The sequence below is a fragment of the Vibrio sp. TRT 29B02 genome (genome assembly GCF_050113655.1).
Lineage (GTDB): Bacteria > Pseudomonadota > Gammaproteobacteria > Enterobacterales > Vibrionaceae > Vibrio.
Window position 1 is genome coordinate 34,780 of the sequence record NZ_JBNJOJ010000034.1, and the last position, 18,303, is coordinate 53,082.

Annotated in this window: 18 protein-coding genes and 1 pseudogene; 15 read left to right on the forward strand and 4 right to left on the reverse strand. The window is 44.0% G+C overall.

The window, feature by feature from the left end; all coding sequences use genetic code 11:
* Positions 1-186 precede the first annotated feature (186 nt).
* Positions 187-513: a thiosulfate sulfurtransferase GlpE gene (gene glpE, locus ACQEXT_RS18000; RefSeq protein WP_138971304.1), complete on the forward strand. Its 327-nt coding sequence runs from the start codon at positions 187-189 to the stop codon at positions 511-513.
* A gap of 4 nt (positions 514-517) precedes the next feature.
* The gene (gene glpG, locus ACQEXT_RS18005; RefSeq protein WP_138971305.1) at positions 518-1,354 is read left to right on the forward strand and encodes a rhomboid family intramembrane serine protease GlpG; all 837 of its coding nucleotides are present in this window, start codon (positions 518-520) and stop codon (positions 1,352-1,354) included.
* 38 nt (positions 1,355-1,392) lie between these two features.
* Here the strand turns inward: glpG and ACQEXT_RS18010 are convergent, their stop codons facing one another.
* Positions 1,393-1,800 carry a flagellar basal body-associated protein FliL gene (locus ACQEXT_RS18010; RefSeq protein WP_138971306.1) on the reverse strand — a complete coding sequence of 136 codons (408 nt, stop codon included), beginning with the start codon at positions 1,798-1,800 and terminating at the stop codon, positions 1,393-1,395.
* A gap of 165 nt (positions 1,801-1,965) precedes the next feature.
* On the opposite strand from ACQEXT_RS18010, the gene ACQEXT_RS18015 reads away from it, so the two are divergent.
* Entirely contained in the window at positions 1,966-2,505 is a 540-nt protein-coding gene (locus tag ACQEXT_RS18015; protein ID WP_138971307.1) for a chorismate lyase, read from the forward strand.
* Positions 2,506-3,360 (forward strand): 4-hydroxybenzoate octaprenyltransferase, encoded by an 855-nt coding sequence (gene ubiA / locus ACQEXT_RS18020; protein ID WP_331418000.1) that lies wholly within the window; start codon positions 2,506-2,508, stop codon positions 3,358-3,360.
* A gap of 37 nt (positions 3,361-3,397) precedes the next feature.
* Here the strand turns inward: ubiA and plsB are convergent, their stop codons facing one another.
* A complete protein-coding gene (gene plsB, locus ACQEXT_RS18025; protein ID WP_426953113.1) occupies positions 3,398-5,833 on the reverse strand; it encodes a glycerol-3-phosphate 1-O-acyltransferase PlsB in 2,436 nt (811 codons plus the stop codon).
* A 204-nt stretch (positions 5,834-6,037) separates the two neighbouring features.
* On the opposite strand from plsB, the gene ACQEXT_RS18030 reads away from it, so the two are divergent.
* From ACQEXT_RS18030 to fghA, 6 genes are all read left to right on the forward strand, one after another.
* Complete coding sequence (locus ACQEXT_RS18030; RefSeq protein WP_426953114.1) at positions 6,038-6,400, forward strand: diacylglycerol kinase; 363 nt, start codon at positions 6,038-6,040, stop codon at positions 6,398-6,400.
* 108 nt (positions 6,401-6,508) lie between these two features.
* Positions 6,509-7,129, forward strand: coding sequence for a transcriptional repressor LexA (gene lexA, locus ACQEXT_RS18035; protein ID WP_138971311.1), 621 nt, complete (start codon positions 6,509-6,511; stop codon positions 7,127-7,129).
* Positions 7,130-7,217: 88 nt separating this feature from the next.
* The gene (locus ACQEXT_RS18040) at positions 7,218-8,030 is read left to right on the forward strand and encodes a class I SAM-dependent methyltransferase (RefSeq protein ID WP_269378419.1); all 813 of its coding nucleotides are present in this window, start codon (positions 7,218-7,220) and stop codon (positions 8,028-8,030) included.
* A 41-nt stretch (positions 8,031-8,071) separates the two neighbouring features.
* On the forward strand, positions 8,072-9,409 hold the full coding sequence (dinF, locus tag ACQEXT_RS18045) for an MATE family efflux transporter DinF (RefSeq protein WP_426953115.1): 1,338 nt from the start codon (positions 8,072-8,074) through the stop codon (positions 9,407-9,409).
* A 212-nt stretch (positions 9,410-9,621) separates the two neighbouring features.
* Positions 9,622-10,770, forward strand: a complete 1,149-nt coding sequence (locus ACQEXT_RS18050; RefSeq protein WP_426953116.1) for an S-(hydroxymethyl)glutathione dehydrogenase/class III alcohol dehydrogenase — start codon at positions 9,622-9,624, stop codon at positions 10,768-10,770.
* Between the two features lie 84 nt (positions 10,771-10,854).
* Positions 10,855-11,703, forward strand: a complete 849-nt coding sequence (gene fghA / locus ACQEXT_RS18055) for an S-formylglutathione hydrolase (protein ID WP_426953117.1) — start codon at positions 10,855-10,857, stop codon at positions 11,701-11,703.
* A gap of 44 nt (positions 11,704-11,747) precedes the next feature.
* On the opposite strand, the gene sthA is transcribed toward fghA, so the two are convergent.
* Entirely contained in the window at positions 11,748-13,178 is a 1,431-nt protein-coding gene (sthA, locus tag ACQEXT_RS18060) for a Si-specific NAD(P)(+) transhydrogenase (protein WP_138971316.1), read from the reverse strand.
* Positions 13,179-13,436: 258 nt separating this feature from the next.
* On the opposite strand from sthA, the gene fabR reads away from it, so the two are divergent.
* The 3 genes from fabR to ACQEXT_RS18075 all read left to right on the forward strand — a co-directional run bounded on the left by fabR (position 13,437) and on the right by ACQEXT_RS18075 (position 16,004).
* On the forward strand, positions 13,437-14,078 hold the full coding sequence (gene fabR / locus ACQEXT_RS18065; protein ID WP_138971317.1) for an HTH-type transcriptional repressor FabR: 642 nt from the start codon (positions 13,437-13,439) through the stop codon (positions 14,076-14,078).
* Entirely contained in the window at positions 14,078-14,461 is a 384-nt protein-coding gene (locus ACQEXT_RS18070; RefSeq protein ID WP_138971318.1) for a YijD family membrane protein, read from the forward strand. The genes fabR and ACQEXT_RS18070 overlap by 1 nt, the downstream gene beginning before the upstream one ends.
* Positions 14,462-14,744: 283 nt before the next feature.
* Entirely contained in the window at positions 14,745-16,004 is a 1,260-nt protein-coding gene (locus tag ACQEXT_RS18075; RefSeq protein WP_193289580.1) for a tyrosine-type recombinase/integrase, read from the forward strand.
* A gap of 57 nt (positions 16,005-16,061) precedes the next feature.
* On the opposite strand, the gene ACQEXT_RS18080 is transcribed toward ACQEXT_RS18075, so the two are convergent.
* On the reverse strand, positions 16,062-16,820 hold the full coding sequence (locus tag ACQEXT_RS18080; RefSeq protein ID WP_270055160.1) for a hypothetical protein: 759 nt from the start codon (positions 16,818-16,820) through the stop codon (positions 16,062-16,064).
* A gap of 574 nt (positions 16,821-17,394) precedes the next feature.
* Here ACQEXT_RS18080 and ACQEXT_RS18085 point away from each other — a divergent pair.
* Positions 17,395-18,075: an inovirus Gp2 family protein gene (locus ACQEXT_RS18085; RefSeq protein WP_148504118.1), complete on the forward strand. Its 681-nt coding sequence runs from the start codon at positions 17,395-17,397 to the stop codon at positions 18,073-18,075.
* A gap of 61 nt (positions 18,076-18,136) precedes the next feature.
* A pseudogene (locus tag ACQEXT_RS18090) lies at positions 18,137-18,303 on the forward strand (inovirus Gp2 family protein); the annotation flags it as partial.

An 18,303-nucleotide genomic window follows, 5' to 3' on the forward strand; every position in this document is an offset into this window, starting at 1 on the left:
ATAAGGATCATCACTACATATTGTGGATCCATTTTCAATAAAACACTTTATCAACGCAATCCACAGATTTATCCACAATTGGTGAATTTATGATCACGGGTGGATAACCTTACTTCTCCCGTGTACTTGTTGAGCACTGGATAGGTTACAATGATGCTTGATAATAATGATGAAAAGAGAAAGTTTATGGACCAGTACAAACATATCGATGTCAATAGCGCACAAAGCCTTATGGAACAAGGTGAAGCTCGTATGGTCGATATTCGTGACCCGCAATCTTTTGCCGTCGCACATGCTCAAGATGCCTTCCATTTAACCAACGACACTATGGTAGCGTTTATGAATAGCGTTGAATTTGAGCAGCCAGTTTTGGTGATGTGTTACCACGGCATCAGTAGCCAAGGTGCGGCACAGTATTTAGTTAACCAAGGCTTTGAGCAGGTGTATAGTGTAGATGGTGGCTTCGAAGCCTGGCAGCGAGCTCAACTGCCCACTGAATCAAATTTAGGATAGCGTTATGCATAAACTGATCTCTCTCAACCATCCGAGAATGGCACAGGCATTTATTGATTACATGGCGTCTCGCCAAATTGATATCAAAATGATGCCCGAGGGAGAGGGGCAGTTTGCATTATGGCTAACCGATAGTCAGCATCAAGTCGAAGCGGAAGCTGAACTCCAGCAATTTCTTGATAATCCTAACGCGAGTAAGTACCAAGCGGCTTCTTGGGATATGGCTGAGACTCGTCAAAACCATTTTAAGTACCAATCACCAAGTATGTTGGCGATGGTTAAGGCCAAAGCAGGTCCGCTAACGCTCTTGGTTATGGCGTCATGTATTGCGATTTTTGTTCTACAGCAGTTTGGCGCCGGTAATGCCGTTTTTGCTGCGCTTCATTTCCCTGCATTTTCAGGTCAAGAGTGGCAAATCTGGCGGTGGTTTAGTCATGCGCTGCTCCATTTCTCCGTCATGCATATTGCGTTTAATTTGCTGTGGTGGTGGCAGCTAGGTGGCGATATTGAACAAAAGCTGGGCTCTGGCAAGGTGCTGCAACTGTTTTTGCTATCCGCAGCACTATCAGGCATTGGCCAATTCTGGGTTGAAGGTGCGAATTTCGGTGGTTTATCTGGCGTAGTGTATGCGTTGGTGGGATATCTATGGGTAGTGGGTTATAAAGCCCCACAATTGGGTCTGGGGATGCCAAAGCCCGTCATCGGATTTATGCTTGTTTGGTTAGTTCTCGGGTTTGTTCAGCCTTTTATGGCGATAGCCAATACGGCTCATCTTGTAGGCCTACTATCTGGTGTGCTGATGGGAGCGGTGGATGCTGGGCGGGCTAATTCACGCAGATAAAGAAAACGGCGTATGCACGCCGTCCATCCTTAGACGATTTACTGGTAGAGGTATTTTGTGAAGAGCAGATCGGCGATGATTGTTTTGCCTGTTTCTGGCAGTAGAGTCGCGTTGAGTTGTTCGACCAAGGTTTTACGTAAATCTTCACGTCCTGCTAATGACGTAATGGTCTCTTCAGACTGCTTCCCTAATAGCTCAATTACAGCATCGCGAATTAAGGGTTGATGTAATTCAATCACGGCAAGATCCGTTTGACTGGCAACCATGATGTCGATTCGAACCTGTATATAACCCAACTTTTTACCTTTAGTGAAAAAATTGGTGGTTAAATCAGGTTCAAGGGTGAAATAAGCCAGTTTGGGGACGCCTTCTTCTTCCGCTATCGCAGGGAGACTGATCAACAGACTCCAAGCGACAAAAATTTGGGCTAGGTAACGTTTAATCATATTTATAACTTTTCTTTCTTCCAATCACGATACTCGAATCGCCAGAGTCTTGTTACAATAGAGCATCTATTTGTAATGAAAATGCGTTAAGCACTCGTTGTGGTGGTTAACATCAGAGATCGAAGCTTTATTGTACGCTGATAAGGCTACTTATTGAATACTAGTATGAATCAATCGACTGCGCTTTATTTATCTGCGTTACGCCAAGTTGAATGGCAGGATCCAGAGTATTTTAGCTTCCCTACACAAAGTGCAAAAAAGTGGTTGCTAGAACAGGGCTCACTGTCACGTTTATTAGAGTCTTATTGCCAATCTTTAACTGTCGACTTACTGCACAACAAGATTGTCAAAGCGGAAAAACTGAACTCACAAGAAATTGCGCTTCTCGCTCAAGAAGAGTGCTTGTTGCGCAAGGTTGTTCTCAAAGGCGATGGCTGCGCTTGGGTTATTGGGAGAACGTTAATCCCTCATTCGTCAATGTTGGAGCAAGAGTATGACTTGGCTCAGCAAGGAGAAATCCCCCTTGGACTAACGGTATTTAGTGCCAGCAATGTCAAACGGGACGCCTTGCAGGTTGGGGTCGTTGAAGTTGATGAACAACCCTTACTCGCTCGCCGCTCACGGTTGTGGATGAATCACAAACCATTGTTAGTTGCAGAACTATTTTTGCCTACAGCGCCCATCTACTCAGGGGAGAGTGTTTGAATGACGGCGGATAAAGCGCTGGCTTATTGGCAACTTATGCGCATGGATAAGCCGATTGGAACCTTGTTGCTATTGTGGCCAACACTTTGGGCATTGATTATTTCTGCTCAAGGGATGCCAAGTTTAAAGGTTCTACTGGTTTTTGTTTTGGGTGTTATTTTTATGCGTGCGGCGGGTTGTGTGATTAATGACTTTGCTGATCGTAAGGTTGATGGCCATGTTAAGCGCACCAAACAGAGACCTTTGCCTTCTGGTCGAGTGACTTCAAAGGAAGCTTTGGCTCTCTTTGCTCTCTTGGCCGTCAGTTCATTTGCTTTAGTGTTGAGTATGAATACGCTGACAATTCAGCTCTCTTTTGTCGGTATTGTTCTTGCCTTCATCTATCCGTTCATGAAGCGTTTTACTCACCTGCCGCAGCTCTTTCTTGGGCTAGCGTTTAGTTGGTCGATTCCGATGGCATGGGCTGCACAAGCGAATGAAATGCCAGTGATGGTTTGGTTTATATTCGCCATTAATGCACTGTGGACGATTGCTTACGATACTCAGTATGCGATGGTTGATAGAGATGATGACCTTAAGATTGGTATCAAGTCGACGGCAATCCTATTTGGACGATTTGATAAGATGGTGATCGGTTCCCTTCAGCTTGTCACCTTGGTGATGCTGATGTTTGTTGGCACTTGGTATCAACTTGGATCTAGCTACTACTGGAGTCTGCTGGTGGTAGGGGCACTGTTTGTGTTCCAGCAGCATCTTATTCGCCACCGTGATCGTGACCTTTGCTTCAGAGCCTTCTTAAATAACAACTATGTCGGAATGGTCATCACCATAGGGTTATTTATCGCATTTTGGTAAAAGAAAGGCATCCATAGGATGCCTTTTTATTGTCACTTTATTTGTTTTCTGCGGTTTGGCAGATACTTTCTCTGATGGTCAAACGTACTTCAGGATAAAGCATAGAGTAGAGAAGGCTCGCAAGAGCTTGGCTTTTCTCTATGTCACAGTTGCCATCCACATCAAGATACGCTTGTTGTTTTAGGGTTGTGAACAGCGCCGAAAAGACACCTTTATCGAAAAATTCTGGTGCGTTGATTCCGTGCAGGCGACCTAGGCGTTGAGCAATGTCCTGACTCTTCTGCTCAAGATCTGATTTACCTAAATCAGGGCTAGCAACTAATAAATTTAGAGCGATTGCGTAGCGTTGCAGTGTTTCAGTAATCGTGCGTCCAAGTAGCACAAGCACTTGAGTATTAGCTTGATTGATCGCGACGTTTTGTTCGCTATCGATCGTAACGAGTCCCTGATGTGCAAGCTCTTCAATGTAGGATTCCGTTAGCTCATCCAAGTTTTCCTGTTCAATGCTCAGGAAAAGCTCCTGCTTGAGGAATGGGTAAACCAAGGCGACATTCTGTTTGATCTGCTTCAGCGAAAGTTTTTGATGGCGAACCAACATCTGAGCGATAAGTGATGGCAGAGCCAGCAAATGAATGATGTTATTTCGATAGTAAGTCATCAAGATCGATTGATTACGATCCAGTGACACAATCTCGCCCATGCTGTCTGATTCGATAATAAACTTATCGAGTGACTCGGCATGCTTGACCAATGCTTCTGCACTATCTTCCGGTACCGTATAGGTTGTCGAGTATGGAACGTTTTTTAACATCGACAAGTAGCAGTCAATTTGGCTAACTAAATTGTCACGAGAGAGTGCTCGCTGACGAGAAGCCAATAATGCTGTCGCACACAGAGTTAGGGCATTGGTTGCTGCCGCGTCGTTGATATGTGTCATCATCTTAGTCGCGAGATCATTCACCACAGGGTTTAGCCACTGAGGTTTACTGCTGCCCATGGCATCGATATCTTTGGTCCACTCAGGGGCTTTTTCATTCAAGTACTGGTTAAGCGGAATGGGCTCACCAAAGTTGACATAGCCTTGGCCAAAGTTGCGTAGTTTACGGATTGTGCGTAACACTTGGCCTGCGTTTTCTTTTTCTTTGCGCTTTCCGCGTAACTCTTTTGCGTAAGTGCTCACTTCCATTACATGCTCATAACCAATATAGACTGGCACCAGCGTTACTGGGCGGTTGAGGCCACGTAGCATCGCTTGGATAGTCATCGCCAGCATACCAGTTTTTGCTTGGAGCAAACGACCTGTGCGTGAACGACCGCCTTCACTGAAATATTCTACGGAGTAACCTTTGGCGAAAAGTTCTGCCAAGTACTCGCGGAAGATGGTGGAATATAGCTTATTACCCTTAAAGCTACGGCGAATAAAGAAAGCACCACCGCGACGGAAGATAGGCCCAGCTGGGAAGAAGTTTAGGTTAATGCCTGCTGCGATATGCGGCGGCACCATGCCTTCACGGTACAGTACGTAGGACAGCAGTAAGTAGTCCATATGGCTTCGGTGACAAGGAACATAAACAATTTCATGTCCGTCTTGAGCCAATTTTCGCACCGTAGCGGCGTTGGTAATGTTTAAACCTTGGTAGATACGGTTCCAAAGCCAGCCAAGCAGACGTTCGCCATTCTTAATTAGTGAGTATGAGAAGTCTGCAGCGATCTCATCCATAATGGCGTGCGCTTCTTTACGCGCTTTCTCAATTGAGATGTTCTTTGATTTGGCTTCGTCTTCGATGGCCTTTTCAATGGCTTTAGATTTCATCAGACGATCAAATAATGCCTGACGACTTGGCAGATTAGGGCCTGATGCAGCAAGCTTTTGACGCGAAAAGTGAATACGTGCTACGCGGGCAAGTTTGTGTGCGATTGAAGCATCCGTACCGTGCGAGTCCGCCATGTAGCGGAGTGAAACTACCGGGCTAATACGTACCAAGCAATCACGACCCGCGAACAAAACCGCTTTCGCTTTTTGTGGCCCATTGAGTGACTGGAGATAAGGTTTTTGTCGTGACTCTTTACCCGGTTTACGGCCCCAAAGAACGGTGGTCGGAATGACTTGAACATCGAGCTCTGAATCAAACTTATGCAGTTCCAGCAGATCGGAGAATAGAGTGATCGATTCGTTTGGTACATCTTGATCGTTGCCCATTACGGTTTGTCGGGCTGAGGTAAACACATAGCGGTTAAACTGTTTACCATTAATTTCTACAGGCTCAAGGGGATCAGGTAGGCCCAGCGCAATGACTTGTTTTTGCAGTGCAAGCAAGTCGACACCTGAGCGATACGGCAAAGCGTAAATAATCGGCTTGTTAATATCGATGCTATGATCTTCAATAGGGTTTGAAGGAATTGTTGTCCCTTTAACCAGTACTGACATAGGCAGCTTTAGCAAGGAACGCGATAACATTCGTCCAGAAGACATAAGGTTCTTAGCCTCAAAAATAGATGATTTGCATAAGCACATTTCCAGTTCTGTAACTATAGAAGTGGGGATGTGCCCAAGCGTGTATTTTTATAGGTGGCAAGGATAACAGAAACTGGTCGAACCTTTTACTTATTATTGATTATGAAAACATCAATTTTTTCGCCCATAGCTCGATTAAATAAATAGCAAAGAGAGAGAAGCTTGCAACCTAAAACCACTCATGGATTAAAACGACTCAAAAACGCGACACGCTATTCCTGTCAGGGGCTCAAGGCAGCGTTTAAAAATGAGCCTGCATTTCGTGAAGAAATATTACTGGCGGCCTTGATGATTCCAGTCGCTATTTTGTTAGCAGAGAACCAGTGGCAAAGGATTCTGCTGATTGCAACTATTGTGCTGGTTTTGATCGCTGAACTGTTTAACAGTGCCATTGAGGCCGTAGTAGATAGAATCGGAACTGAGCAACATGAAATGGCGGGTTTAGCAAAAGATTTAGGCTCAGCATCAGTAATGGTGACCATGTTGTTAACGGGGTATGTATGGTTAGACATTCTGTTCTTTTAAGCAGAACGGGGTGACCATGCTAACTTACTAAAAAACAATCAATTGGCTTTTCATTTCGCCAAATACTGGATATACTCACAGTTAACTGTATAAAAAGACAGGTGACTTATGAAGCCGTTAACGCCCCGCCAACAACAAGTTTTTGACCTCATCAAGAGTAAAATTGATGACACTGGTATGCCACCGACGCGCGCTGAAATTGCACGCGAACTTGGTTTCCGTTCAGCAAATGCTGCTGAAGAACATTTAAAAGCCCTTGCGCGTAAGCAAGCGATTGAGATTATTCCAGGGGCTTCTCGTGGTATCCGTATCTTGTTAGAAGACGCGGCTAATGATGATCAGGGTCTACCTCTGATTGGTCAGGTTGCTGCTGGGGAACCTATCCTTGCTCAAGAGCATGTAGAGACGCACTACCAAGTTGATCCTAGTATGTTTAAGCCGCAAGCCGATTTCTTGCTTCGTGTTAATGGCGAGAGTATGAAAGATATCGGTATCATGGATGGTGATTTACTTGCTGTTCATAAGACTCAAGATGTGCGTGATGGGCAAGTTGTTGTGGCTCGAGTGGATGATGACGTGACAGTAAAGCGCTTAGAACGCAAAGGCTCTACGGTTCTGCTTCACGCAGAGAACGAAGAGTTTGAACCGATCAAAGTGGACTTAACTTGTCAGCAATTGACTATCGAAGGTTTGGCTGTCGGCATCATCCGCAATACGGATTGGATGTAATGACTCTTCTTGAGAGTTATTCTCACTTGTTGATTTTGTAATTGATATTCATTATCATCTGAATTCTGGCTACGGAAGGAAGATGATAATGGCCGTCAATCACGCATCAACGAAACATCGCTATCAGATCCCGACAAATTTACTGCAACCATTATGGCTTCGTAGCCGAGAAAGCTTGGTTGACAATGGGTTGGTCTATGACCCTATCGCTGCGCGTGCGTGCCAGCGTTGTCATCTTGCCCCCGATTGTTTTTCTGGTGATATTGACCAGAAACAGCTGCTTCATGTCACGCTAACTCAATTGTGCGATCAGCAAGTCTCTGATTTTATAAGACGCAATCCAGATGGTTGGATTGTGAATGTGGGTGCCGGTCTCGATACTCGTTTTTACCGCGTCGATAATGGTCGGTGCCACTGGCTAGAATTAGATGTGACTGAAAATCTACTTTGGCGTCAGAAGCTGTTTCATGCTAGTGAACGTTACCACCACATTTGCGGCAGCGTTGATGAGCTGAGTTGGCTGGAACAGTTACCTATTCCAGAAAAAACACCAGTCCTGATTGTTTGTGAACATGCTTTGCTTGATTGTAATGCGCAGCAAATCGCGAAGTTTGTTCAAGCTCTAGGCTGTCACTTCGACTCTGCCCGTGCCTGTATGGTGCTAGCGGGAGATCTCACTCAGTCCAAACTAGGCCAAAAGCTAGGGGCTGTTCATTATGCTCATGGGTATAGTGATCCTGGCGAGGCATTACTTGGTTACTTGCCATGGGCTCGCTGGGCAAAAACCTATTCACCACTCGAAAGAGATTGCGGACGCTGGAAACTGTGGCACCGCTGGATCACCAAACTCAGTTTTATAAAGCAGAGATTAACACCGGTAGTGGTTCAGCTTCGCTGGTGATCTCGTTACACTTGTCACTCTGATGTTTATTGAGTGACAACGTGCAAATACTCCAGATCCTATCTAATCGCGCTATCCATAAACAAGTATTGCTGCTTGCTATTCCTATGGTGCTTTCCAATATCACCGTCCCTTTATTGGGATTGGTTGATGCTGCTGTTATCGGCCACTTAGAACATGCTTGGTATTTGGGTGGTGTTGCGTTAGGCAGCACGATGATCAGTGTGACTTTCTGGCTACTCGGTTTTCTGAGAATGTCGACGACGGGGCTCACTGCTCAAGCCTATGGAGCGAAAAGCGCTCACCAATTGGGCTTGGTTTTCAGTCAAGGCATGAGTATGGCCTTGATGTTTGCTTCGCTATTTCTGTTATTTCATCAATTTGTCGCTGAGTGGATATTTAGTTTTAGTGATGCCAGCGAGCAGGTTAAGCAATATGGTGCTCAGTACTTTGCTGTGCGCGCCTGGAGTGCCCCAGCTGCGTTGGTCAACTTTGTGATATTAGGCTGGCTGCTAGGAACCCAAAATGCCAAGGCACCTATGTGGATGGTGATCATTGCTAATGTGGTGAATATCGTGCTCGACATACTGTTTGTGATCGGTTTGGGCTGGAAAGTTGAGGGTGCGGCGCTGGCCTCCGTCATTGCCGATTACACAGGGATGAGTTTTGGTCTCTATTGTGTGTGGCGTAAGTGGCGAATTGAACGTTTACCGCCTGTGTGGGTTCTGCTCAAAGACACCACTCAAGGTTTAGCGCGTTTTGTTAAACTCAATCGCGATATCTTCCTTCGCTCATTATGCCTGCAAGCTGCATTTACTTTTATGACCTTTCAAGGGGCAAGCTTTGGTGATGAAATTGTCGCAGCTAATGCGGTTTTGATGAGTTTCCTAATGATAATTTCGTATGGTATGGATGGCTTCGCTTATGCGATGGAGGCGATGGTCGGCAAAGCGATTGGGGCAAAAGACAAACAGCAGTTGAGCCATTCTTTATTCGGAACCTTCTTTTGGAGTTTTGTGATCTGCTTTTTGCTGACAGTGGTGTTTGCTATCGCCGGATCGAGCTTGATCGGAATGATCACCGATATCCCTCAGGTACAGACTATTGCTCTTGAATACTTACCTTGGTTAATCGCGATGCCAATGGTTTCTATGTGGTGTTTCTTACTCGATGGCGTTTTTATCGGTGCAACCAAAGGGGCGGAGATGCGCAATAGCATGTTTGTTTCGACCTGTACTTTCTTTGTGGTGTTCTATCTGCTGGCCTATCTAGAGAATCATGCACTATGGTTGGCTATGTTGAGTTTCATGGCCGTAAGGGGAATGTCGCTTGCACTGATATTAATTAATCAGTGGCGACAAAACAGATTTCTCGCTTAATTATTCTTTTAATCTATCGCCGAGCTTAGTGCTCGGCTTTTTGTAATTACTCACTATTATTACTTATATGTAAAAATCATTTTCAAAATGACTGGATTATCATGGTCGTTGAAATGCCTAAAATAACTTCCAACAAAACGACGCAGCATTGAGACGCAAGCTCAACTACGCTTATTGCGTCATAACAAATCCCTACTTTGAAGGAAACCCCAATGGCACTTGAACTGAAACCGGGTCAAACTCATATCAAATCGAAAGCGATGGTTGCATGGGCAGCTGGCGCACCACTAAAAATGGAAGAAGTTGATGTTCAGCTTCCCAAAGCGGGTGAAGTACTTGTTCGTATTGTGGCGACTGGTGTATGTCACACAGACGCTTTTACTTTGTCTGGTGACGATCCAGAAGGCATCTTCCCTGCAATCCTCGGCCATGAAGGTGGTGGTATTGTTGAGATGGTGGGCGAAGGTGTAACCAGCGTTGAAGTGGGTGATCATGTTATTCCACTATACACAGCTGAATGTGGTGAATGTAAGTTCTGTAAATCAGGTAAAACTAACCTATGTCAGGCTGTTCGTGAAACTCAAGGAAAGGGCTTAATGCCAGACGGTACAAGTCGTTTCTCCATTAATGGTGAAACAATTTTTCACTACATGGGTTGCTCTACTTTTTCTGAGTACACCGTACTGCCAGAAATTTCACTGGCTAAAGTCAACAAAGAAGCACCACTTGAAGAAGTGTGTCTACTGGGCTGTGGCGTAACAACGGGTATGGGTGCTGTCTTAAACACCGCTAAGGTTAAGCAGGGCGATACGGTGGCTATCTTTGGGCTTGGTGGTATTGGTTTATCGGCGGTCATTGGTGCTCGTATGGCTGGCGCAAGCCGCATCATTGGCGTTGATATCAATGAAAGTAAGTTCGAACTAGCAAAACAATTGGGGGCGACCGATTGTATTAACCCGCAAAAGTTTGATACGCCAATTCAAGAAGTTATCGTTGAAATGACGGATGGCGGTGTCGACTACTCATTTGAGTGTATTGGTAACGTCAACGTTATGCGCCAAGCACTAGAGTGCTGCCACAAAGGCTGGGGTGAATCGGTGATTATTGGTGTCGCTGGTGCTGGACAAGAAATCTCTACTCGTCCATTCCAGTTGGTTACTGGTCGAGTATGGCGTGGTTCAGCATTTGGTGGTGTGAAAGGTCGTTCAGAGCTACCTGAAATTGTTGAACGCTACATGGCTGGTGAGTTCGGTCTGCAAGAATTCATTACTCATACGATGGGTTTGCAAGACGTGAATGAAGCATTTGAACTGATGCACAGAGGTGAGTCTATTCGTACTGTACTTCACATGGATAGATAACGTTTCACGCTTAAGTTTTAACGCCCTGAAACAGGGGCGTTAACTTTATAATTTATCAAAATCGCTTTTCCCCATGAGGTTGTTATGACCATTGAGAATATTAGCCAAGCCAAAGTATTCGGTGGTTGGCACAAACAATATACACATCAGTCTGTCCGACTGAATTGCGCAATGCGTTTTGCGATTTTTTTACCGCCGAAAGCGTCGAAGAGTAGCCCCGTCCCCGTGCTCTATTGGCTTTCTGGATTGACGTGTACAGATGAAAACTTCATGCAAAAAGCGGGAGCATTTCGTCGTGCAGCAGAGTTAGGCATAGCGATTGTTGCGCCAGATACCAGTCCACGCGGTGACGATGTTGCTGATGATGATGGGTATGATCTTGGGAAAGGCGCGGGCTTCTATCTCAATGCTACGCAAGAGCCTTGGTCTCGCCACTATCAGATGTACGATTATGTGGTTGATGAGCTGCCTGCATTGATTGAAGCAAATTTTCCCGTATCTAAAGAGCGTTCTATTTTTGGTCATAGCATGGGGGGACACGGTGCGTTGACTATTGGTTTGAAGAACAGTGAGAAATATCGTTCGATTTCAGCGTTTAGCCCGATCAGTAATCCGATGCAATCACCGTGGGGGCAGAAAGCGTTTACTGCTTATCTTGGTAATGATTTCGAAATATGGAGAGAGTACGATGCGAGTGAATTGCTCAAACAGGCGAAGTCTCAGCTGCCGATTCTGGTTGATCAGGGTGATGCAGATAGTTTTTTAGTCGAACAGCTTAAACCAGAAGTGCTGGTTGCTGCGGCACAAGAGCATGGTTCAGATGTCGAGGTTCGCCTTCAACCGGGTTATGACCATAGTTACTACTTCATATCCAGCTTTATTGATGAGCACATTGATTTCCATGCCTCTTACCTAATTCAGAAGCATAGCTAAATATTTAAGCCTGCATACAATGCAGGCTTAATTCGTTTCGGTGCTTAGAACAATCGGTTTAAACCATTGAGAGCGGCAACTCGGTACGCTTCCGCCATGGTTGGATAGTTAAAGGTGGTGTTAACGAAGTACTCAATCGTATTCGCTTCGCCTTTCTGTTCCATGATGGCTTGACCGATGTGAATGATTTCAGCGGCACGCTCACCAAAACAGTGAATGCCCAAGATCTCTTTGGTTTCGCGATGGAATAGAATCTTTAAGCTACCAATATCTTTCCCTGCAATTTGCGCACGAGCCAAATGTTTGAATGATGAACGTCCAACCTCATACGGAACTTTGGCCGCCGTCAGCTCTTGTTCAGTTTTACCTACCGAACTGATCTCTGGAATGGTGTAGATGCCGGTTGGGATATCATCAATCAAATGGCCTTCTGCTTGGCCTTTCGTTATTGCTTGAGCAACAAAACGGCCTTGGTCGTAGGCGGCACTGGCTAGGCTAGGGTAACCAATCACGTCACCAACAGCATAGATGTGTTCCACTTCAGTCTGATAGTTGCCATCAACCTTAAGTTGACCACGAGAGTCTGCCTCTAGACCAACTGCTGAAAGATTGAGTTTATCCGTGTTACCTGTACGACCATTCGCGTAAAGGATACAGTCAGCTCGCATCTTCTTACCTGATTCCAAGTGAACGATGACACCATCTTCGGTTCCTTCGATTTTTTCAAAGGTCTCATCGTTACGTATCACGACACCACTGTTCCAGAAGTGATAAGAGAGCGCATCAGACACTTCATTATCAAGGAAAGAAAGTAGGCGATCTCGGGTGTTAATTAGGTCAGTTTTAACCCCTAATCCACGGAAAATCGATGCGTACTCACAACCGATCACACCAGCACCATAGATAATGATATGGCGAGGGTCATGCTTTAGGTTAAGGATTGAGTCACTGTCGTAAATGCGTTCATGCATGAAATCGACATTGTCTGGTTGATATGGACGAGAGCCCGTCGCAATAACAAATCGATCTGCACTGTAGGTTTCTTCAGTACCGTCACTTTGCATTACCGCTATCGTGTACTTATCGATGAAACGAGCGCTGCCGAAAATCAACGTACACTGATTGCGGTCGTAAAAGCCTTGACGTAAACGCGTCTGTTTATCGATAACGGATTTGGCATGACCAAGGATATTGGAAAACGTTGAGTGTAAGCTGGTGTTATTGTGGCAGAACAGAGGGTTGTTGTTGAATTCAATGATACGGCTAACTGCATGACGCAGCGCCTTAGAAGGGATGGTTCCCCAGTGAGTACAACCACCACCTACACTGCTTTCCTTTTCTACAATGGCTACATTTAATCCCGCTTTGGTTAATCCCATCGCTGCCCCTTCACCACCGGGACCACTACCAATAACGATTACATCAAAGTGGTTACTCTCCGCCATAGCTTTTTCCTTGTTATATAGTCTTAACATTGCTGTAGCGAGATTTTAACTGATTCCTCAAAGGCGTAAAAGAAAAGCGCACTAGAGAGTCGGTGAGATCACGTAGAATCAAGTAAATAGATTAAAGGGTATGTCGTATGTCTCTAATTCAGGGCGAAAAGATTGAAAATTTGGCCTAACTCGGTTTAATTGCCACTCGGTTGTCAAAGCGAGAGATTATGGGTTATCTCCTTAAGCCAATCGTTGTATATTAAAGGCTACCGTTGAAAGAAAAATAGAAAAACAAATATGAAATCCATGGGAATCCGTGCACAGCAAAAAGAAAAAACGCGTCGTTCATTAATTGATGCAGCGTTTAGTCAATTGAGTGCTGATCGTAGCTTCTCCAACTTAAGTTTAAGAGAAGTCGCACGCGAAGCGGGAATCGCGCCAACATCATTCTACCGCCACTTTAAGGATATGGATGAGTTAGGTTTAACCATGGTCGATGAGGGAGGCTTGTTGCTGCGTCAACTTATGCGCCAAGCACGCCAACGCATTGTCAAAGAGGGCAGTGTGATTCGAACTTCTGTTGAAACCTTCATGGAGTTTATCGAAAGTAGTCCAAACGTTTTTCGTCTATTGTTACGTGAGCGATCGGGTACTTCTTTTGAATTTCGTACCGCTGTCGCTCGTGAGATGCAACATTTTGTCGCAGAGATGACAGAGTATTTGATTAGTACCGGGATGACTCGGGACGAAGCTTTTACCCAAGCAGAAGCATCCGTTACCTTGGTCTTCAGCTCAGGTGCAGAAGCTTTAGATTTAGAAAGGCATGAGCGAGATGAACTCGCGGAGCGTCTTATAATGCAATTGCGAATGATAGCCAAAGGGGCTTTCTGGTATCGCAAAGAACGTGAACGTAACCGATTAAAAGGTGGGATAGATTAATGTCGAATGAAACAAACCAAGTTAATCGTGGTTCTGAGAAGAAAACACTCGTATTGGCGCTCGTCGCGGGTATGTGTGGTGATGCCATGTTGTCATGGCTAACTATGAGTGAAGTCTCTTTCTCAATTTTTCCACTGATTGCACTTGTACTATCAGTACAAGCGCTCTACCAAGAGTACCTACGTAACCCTGTCTCTGAAGATATCCCGCTGGTGGGTCTAGCGTGTTTCTTTGTCGGAGCATTTGGCCATTCCGCGTTTGTCAAAGCGCAGTATCCAGATGCGGGCTCAAATATGTTGGCAATCTTCATCACCTTAGGTTTGCTACTATGGGTTGCAAAGAAACTGGGTTTTCTAAACGCAGTCACTAAAGCAGAATCTTAATCTGCCATACTCTAGAGACAAAAAAACGAGCCACTTAGGCTCGTTTTTTATTTTGTCCTTATTTGAGATTACTTGCGCTCTAGCAGTACACCCGCTTCCATATGGTGGGTAAATGGAACCTTTAGTCCGTCAAAGTCTACAGAGTTATATTTTTCAATTGTAAGATTATGATTAATAGTGTTTTTTATGATCTTATTGTCCGTTGGAGTTCAAAGGCGTACAATAGAAACTCGATGTTTCCCGTACCCCACGCCGTACCCAGAAATGCAGAGGTTTTCCAACGATGACGAAACGAATCAGTACCAATGCAACGTTGCAAGCATTGAAGCCACAGGATAAGGAATACTCGATCCCCGATAAGAAGGTCGAAGGATTGAATATTCGAGTTCGTCCAACAGGCACAATGACTTGGATCTTTCGTTTTCAAGTAGGGAAGAAACACGAAAAAATCTCTATGGGTCGATACATTAAGACCAAACCAGAGCGCGGGATGACATTAGATCAAGCACGAAAGGAAGCTGGCCGTTATCGAAGTTGGTTGGAGAATGGTAAGAACCCAAAGGTTGAACTGGATATAGAGAAACGAGCGCAAGATGAGGCGAAGACCTTTGATGATGCGTTTATGAGCTTCGATGAGAAACGTCTTTCAAAACAGCTACGGGGTGACCAGTCGAGGACCATTTACAATCGAGATATCAAGCCAATTCTCGGTAACATCAAATTGGCAGATTTAAGCATATATGATCTCAATAGGGTCTTTGATGCGAAGGTTGATAAAGACGGTAAGCGTATGGCAGGGGCTATTGGTGTTTGCCATAAAATTATCAATCAAGTGATTAACCATGCCCTAGCACTAAATATGCTCGATACTCATCCCGCACCACAACTGAAAGCAAAAGACGTTGGTGGCGGCTCTAAAGTCACAAAACGTAATTTAAGCTTTTCAGAGTTAAAGATCCTGTTAACGAGTATGCCGTCATGGCGTACAGATCCCTCGAACATCCGTTTAATGCAGTTTTTACTTGGTTGTGGACAGCGTATTAGTGCCGTACTGGAAATGCGTTGGACTGAGTTGGATTTTGATGAGGGAATTTGGCTATTACCAGCCAGCTCAGAAGAGCGACACACTAAAAGCCAAGATGCACGTAAAGTACCTTTGAGTGGCTACTTGTTTGCACTTCTAAAAGAGCAGCGTGACAGTGTGCCAAGTAAGTGGAAATTGGTATGGCCCCAGCTAACGGTCGATAAAGTGCAAGAACCTGCGGCAGTACGGGCATTGATCAAACGTAATCTACCTACCGATTTTGTGCGCTTTTCACCTCATGACTTGCGCCGTACCTTTATCAGCCGTTGCAGTGAAATGGGGTTAGATATCGTAGCGATTGAAAAAACAGTCGGCCACCAGCTTCCGGGCATGCTCAGAGTCTATAACCATCATGATTATATTGATGAGCAGTTGAAGGTTCTGGAGGCATGGGGGAACAAGTTGCAATCGCTAATGGAAGCGAACGTCCACCCGTTACCTTTATCTAAGATGGCTTAGGTGGACGTCTGGTTCTATGTAACCCATTAGAATTGTGGTTAATAGGTCTGGCGGAGTCTAAGATTCATGTTTTTTGGATGAGCTCTGGTAAGCGGCATTTATCAATCGATCAAGGGTCTCATTCATAGTTAAATCATAAACATGTGATATTTTTTTTAGTTTTTCTTTTGTTCTTTTATCTGTAACAAAGTTAAAGTTAACTTTGTTTTCCTTTTTTATCTTATTTCTATATTTAACCTGTCCCCAAGCTTGTCTCATTTTTATTATCAATAATTCCCTTTCTGCATCTTCCATGTCCATTGAATAAATTAATGAAGGTACAGTTATATGAATTAATTCCTCTTTATTCATGCACTTAGGGGTTCTTTTCGTTATTGTTTCTATTAGTTCATTATTGGATATATATTTCTTTAGCCAGAGGGCTTGATCTCGGTTTCCTTTTTCTATCCAAGAAGTTTTATTTTCAGATTTATATTTTTCGTAAAATTTAGCTATTTCATTATTTACCTTTCTTTTTATGCCACTATCGATGTCAGAGTTTTCATTATAATCAAAGAAAACTTCTAGCATATCTTGAGTTCTATATGCCTCTATAACATCAACAAAATATTCCAACCCAAACTTGTCAGTTATTCTTGTTGTTCCAAATCTAGGTATGATATCGCCATTTTCTTTAAAATCATGAGTGTAAAGAAAAATGTATGGTATGGCTATGCTCACAGGATCACTATTATCTATGAAGCTAAGATCTCTTCTTGAAATAAAATTTTTTAATTTTTTATCTCTATCGGTATAGTCGATTTCTGGCATCATCATTACTCAGTAGTTTTTGTGTTAAATTTTTAACGTATTATTGAGTGTTTTTCAAGTGTTTATTTAAAGCTGTATGAGCTAAGTAGTGTCTTTGTTACTATGTGGTCAATGCCTAGTTAGTGATAGATTCACAGAGAAATGGTGATGTGAAAGGGAAGTTAAAGCGGTAAGTCTGAATGAAGACTCACCTCTGTATTGTTGAACCGATGATAAGTTACGTTGTTATGTATAACTTTGGATGATTTAAAGGGGGGGGGAGAGTTGTATATAACATTTTTAGAGGTGTTTACTGTTGGGAAGGATGCATTTAAAATGAAACTGATATGATGTTTTTTATTATATGTTTTTGGTGGTTTTTTCATTGTTCAATGTCGTTATAGACTTTTTTTAATATAATCGTGGCTATTTTTTCTCTTTATTGATTATTTTAGTTTTTGGTCGATGTCTGTCTGGTTAGTATTATATTATCTTCGTATCTGTATTACCCTCTATTGAGTCACCATAGTGACTCACAGTACGCAATTAAAAATTAACGACACAGACCTATCTATGAACCTAAACACCGGAGTAGATAGGAATGAATGAACGTTCTAGAAAAAACAAAAACCTCAGACTAACCAACAAGAAAACGTTTCTGGGTAGGCCTATCCAGACCGAGCACGGTCCACTCTACATCGACTACTTAGAGAAAATGCACGATACGATTGATCTCGCATTGGGCGAGTATCCTCGGCTGATGGCTATTCGAGTGGATTTGAGGTTTCCTAAGCTAAGGAACAATGAAAAGAGCGGTAATGTCATGACCGACTTTCTACGCTCGTTACAGTCGCAGATTGATCACTCCGGAAAACGAAAGAAAAGAGAAGGGAGTGCTAGAGTGCATCCCTGTAAAGTGCGGATTGCTTGGGTGAGGGAGCGCTCTAGCTCGATAAACGACCACTATCACCTAGTACTCATGTTCAACAAAGATAGATTTAACTGGTTGGGTAAAACTCAAACACAACAGGAGAACTTAGGCTCTTTTATCGTAGAGGCATGGGCGAGGGTGGCTGGTGTCGACTACGAGGAAGCCAATGGACTGGTTCATTTTTCAAAGAGAAAGAATAGCGACAGTGTGGTCATCCACCGCTTGAATTGTAACTCTGATGACTTTGATGATGCGTTTGATGAGTTCTTCAAGCACATTAGCTATCTAGCAAAAGAGAACACGAAGCACTTTGGTAGCGGTAGACGAAATTTCGGTCATAGTCATAAGTAGCTTAAAAAGTAACGGCAGTACCAGTTCCTGTGGGAATCACAACAAACCACAGGAACCAATCATGATTCATCAACTCAACGAGGCTCATCAAAGAGTCCACACCATCACTCATGACCGAACCTTTAATGGAAAGCCACTCTACTACTTTGAAGATGGTCTCGTTCTCGAATACCTAGAGGAGATAGACCGAGTGCTGACTGAAGCACTAAACCAATACCCAAGAATCTT

Bases quoted from the DNA above. Each gene is read 5' to 3' on its own strand.
- glpE (WP_138971304.1), top strand. From the start codon at position 187: ATGGACCAGTACAAACATATCGATGTCAATAGCGCACAAAGCCTTATG.
- glpG (WP_138971305.1), top strand. From the start codon at position 518: ATGCATAAACTGATCTCTCTCAACCATCCGAGAATGGCACAGGCATTT.
- ACQEXT_RS18010 (WP_138971306.1), bottom strand. From the start codon at position 1,800: ATGATTAAACGTTACCTAGCCCAAATTTTTGTCGCTTGGAGTCTGTTG.
- ACQEXT_RS18015 (WP_138971307.1), top strand. From the start codon at position 1,966: ATGAATCAATCGACTGCGCTTTATTTATCTGCGTTACGCCAAGTTGAA.
- ubiA (WP_331418000.1), top strand. From the start codon at position 2,506: ATGACGGCGGATAAAGCGCTGGCTTATTGGCAACTTATGCGCATGGAT.
- plsB (WP_426953113.1), bottom strand. From the start codon at position 5,833: ATGTCTTCTGGACGAATGTTATCGCGTTCCTTGCTAAAGCTGCCTATG.
- lexA (WP_138971311.1), top strand. From the start codon at position 6,509: ATGAAGCCGTTAACGCCCCGCCAACAACAAGTTTTTGACCTCATCAAG.
- ACQEXT_RS18040 (WP_269378419.1), top strand. From the start codon at position 7,218: ATGGCCGTCAATCACGCATCAACGAAACATCGCTATCAGATCCCGACA.
- ACQEXT_RS18050 (WP_426953116.1), top strand. From the start codon at position 9,622: ATGGCACTTGAACTGAAACCGGGTCAAACTCATATCAAATCGAAAGCG.
- fghA (WP_426953117.1), top strand. From the start codon at position 10,855: ATGACCATTGAGAATATTAGCCAAGCCAAAGTATTCGGTGGTTGGCAC.
- sthA (WP_138971316.1), bottom strand. From the start codon at position 13,178: ATGTTAAGACTATATAACAAGGAAAAAGCTATGGCGGAGAGTAACCAC.
- fabR (WP_138971317.1), top strand. From the start codon at position 13,437: ATGAAATCCATGGGAATCCGTGCACAGCAAAAAGAAAAAACGCGTCGT.
- ACQEXT_RS18070 (WP_138971318.1), top strand. From the start codon at position 14,078: ATGTCGAATGAAACAAACCAAGTTAATCGTGGTTCTGAGAAGAAAACA.
- ACQEXT_RS18075 (WP_193289580.1), top strand. From the start codon at position 14,745: ATGACGAAACGAATCAGTACCAATGCAACGTTGCAAGCATTGAAGCCA.
- ACQEXT_RS18080 (WP_270055160.1), bottom strand. From the start codon at position 16,820: ATGATGATGCCAGAAATCGACTATACCGATAGAGATAAAAAATTAAAA.
- ACQEXT_RS18085 (WP_148504118.1), top strand. From the start codon at position 17,395: ATGAATGAACGTTCTAGAAAAAACAAAAACCTCAGACTAACCAACAAG.